The organism is Serratia sp. 506_PEND (genome assembly GCF_001076875.1).
Classification (GTDB): Bacteria; Pseudomonadota; Gammaproteobacteria; order Enterobacterales; family Enterobacteriaceae; genus Serratia; species Serratia marcescens.
The window spans coordinates 1-2,471 of sequence record NZ_JVEL01000636.1; the positions used below are offsets into that span (position 1 = coordinate 1).

2 protein-coding genes are annotated in these 2,471 nt (G+C 49.4%); both read right to left on the reverse strand.

Annotation, left to right across the window (positions count from 1 at the left end):
* Positions 1-130 precede the first annotated feature (130 nt).
* Entirely contained in the window at positions 131-1,378 is a 1,248-nt protein-coding gene (locus ADK28_RS28890) for a type II toxin-antitoxin system RelB/DinJ family antitoxin (RefSeq protein ID WP_075202054.1), read from the reverse strand.
* Positions 1,379-1,755: 377 nt separating this feature from the next.
* On the reverse strand, positions 1,756-2,471 hold a 716-nt coding region (locus ADK28_RS28895), incomplete at its 5' end, for a tyrosine-type recombinase/integrase (protein WP_048797425.1).

Here is a 2,471-nt window from a genome sequence, read left to right on the forward strand (position 1 = left end):
CCAGATCCGCAGCATAGGTCGTAGAATCGTGCATCCGGCTCGGGAGCTGCTTCCAGAAGATGATCGACGATTTGAGCCGCCACGCGTTGCTTGCCGCCCTGATATGCGCAGGGTACGCGCATTCGGCAACTCATAAAAATTTCCTGCGGATCAGGATCCGTGCATAAACGCGCCGGCCATTGATGATACCGACACCTCCTCTGTCTTCAGAATGCTGACGATAGCCTACCTCTGTAAGTATCTTGGGGGATACGTTGGAGCGTGCATTGCCGTTGGCAAGCATAATGATCTCGAACTGATCCGGACTGTATTTGTCGAGAAACGTGATCGGTACTCCCATAATCCCGTCGTAGTCTACCGGAATGTTTTGGGTGCGCCCAACGTCGATAGCTTCGTAGTTTTCGTAACGTGGATATTCGTCCGGAGTATAGCGGCAAGTTAATTCTAAAGGCTCATGCCGTTTGCTGGTGTCCAGGTTGGTGAACCAGCGTACGCCCTTTACCCGGATGAAACGTCGCCCTTCCTCGTCCGTACCGCAACCCGCGGCATTTAACGGGTAGCTATCGGGTACATGAAATTTGCGATCCCCGGAGCGGATAGATTCTCCGTACCAGACTTTATTGTCACAGAAAAGGGGGAAGACCTCCTTGTATGTTGTAGCATTCATATTCCCAAGGATAATAAAATCCTTTTCGTGACGCGCTAGGAGGCTAATGTACTCGCGAAAGAGACTGAAGGGGGGATTGGTGGCGATTATGTCGGCTTCCTTAAGCAAAGCTTCACACTCACCTGAGCGAAAATCACCGTCACCAGCGAGATGCTCGAGAGAGTTGCCTGGCATGGCAAACAATGGCTCTAAATCCAGAGAACCATCAGGCCTCTCCAGAGGCTCGTCAGGCACCTCTGTGACTACTGCCTTATAGGCACCAGTCACTCCCTCTAATGGATATTCTTGTCCCGCGATTGGGGAGCCGTCGTAGCAGGTAGAAGTAAGCCCCGCCAGTCCGAGCTTGTCGAAATTAAGCACAAAAAATCGGAAGAAAGCCGACTCAAAAGGATCGTCACAGTTACAAAGTATGGTTTTTCCCTTTAGTTGCTCCCGATGCTTCACCATTTCCCTTTGCACATCTTCATACTGCGTATAGAACTCATCTTTTTTGACGATGAAGGCATGATTGAGTGTGGCATTTCTGGGTTTTGGGTGTAGTTTTGGACGTTCTAACGTGATATCAAATGGCATAGTGCCCTCGCGAACCACCGCTTTGAGAAATGTATTAATTGCGGCGGACATGCCGATGCCAATTTCGGCAAACACTTCACTGGCGCGTCGCTTGACATCCAAGTCGATGCGTATTGTCGTAGTGGGTTTTGTCGACATATTTGTAACCTCTTGGTGAAATACAATGTAGCACGTTTTATTTTTAAGTAAAACGTAGCTCGTTGTGATAATTGCGGTTTTACTCTTTATTTCCACGATTAAGTAATGGGGCGTAGTCAAACGCAACAGACGAAGGGATTTCGTTCATTTATCTATTGGTCTTGATCGGCCACAGATAACTATTCGCAGTGATTGCTTGCCCGGATGCGCTGTTGTTGGGTAAGGCACGGAACGACGGTGCTTTGCCGGTCACGTACTTTGGTGAAGAGTTTTAGGTAGGCGAGATGGTGCACGCTGTCGGTGCCACCGAGTCACTGGTATAGCTGATTCGGGGAGGGATGAAGCTCGTGACTGCCATTTTCCCTCCCCGGTATCTGCTATCTTTTGTCCACTTTTTCAGGTTCATAAAGATTGTCGATGTAACAGGCGTACCATTGCATCATTTCCCGCCTTCCATCCAGATATTGCGCATGGTTATACGTCCCGCGAATTGAGTTCTTATCCACGTGAGCGAGCTGTATCTCAATCCACGCAGTATTAAAGCCCTGTTCATGCAAAATGGTACTCATTGTGTGCCGGAAACCGTGGCCGGTAGCTTTACCATCGTAGCCGATACGTTTGATCACCATGTTAATACTGGCTTCACTCATTGGTTTGTTGATGTTGCAGCGCCCTGGAAATACTAGTTGATACTGACCTGTGTAAGTCTGTAACTCCCGCAGTATCGCCAGAACCTGGTCTGACAAAGGCACTAGATGCTTACGGCGCTTCTTCATGCGGCTTTCAGGGATCGTCCATAACGCATTCTCTAGGTCAAACTCGTGCCAAGCTGCTGCACGTAGCTCAATAGTTCGTACCCCCGTGAGTAGCAGCAGATTAGTTGCCATACGTGTAATGCAGCTACCGTGGTATTCAGCGAGGCTGGAAATGAATGCGGGCAATTCAGATGCCTGAAGGTGAGGGAAGTGTTCAGTCTTTGGCGCGGTCAGAGTACCGGTCAGCTCTGCTGCTGGATTAATCGTCGCACGTCCTGTTGCGATGGCGTAACGGAAGATCTGATTGCAGTACTGCCTGACCTTGCGTAATTTTTCCA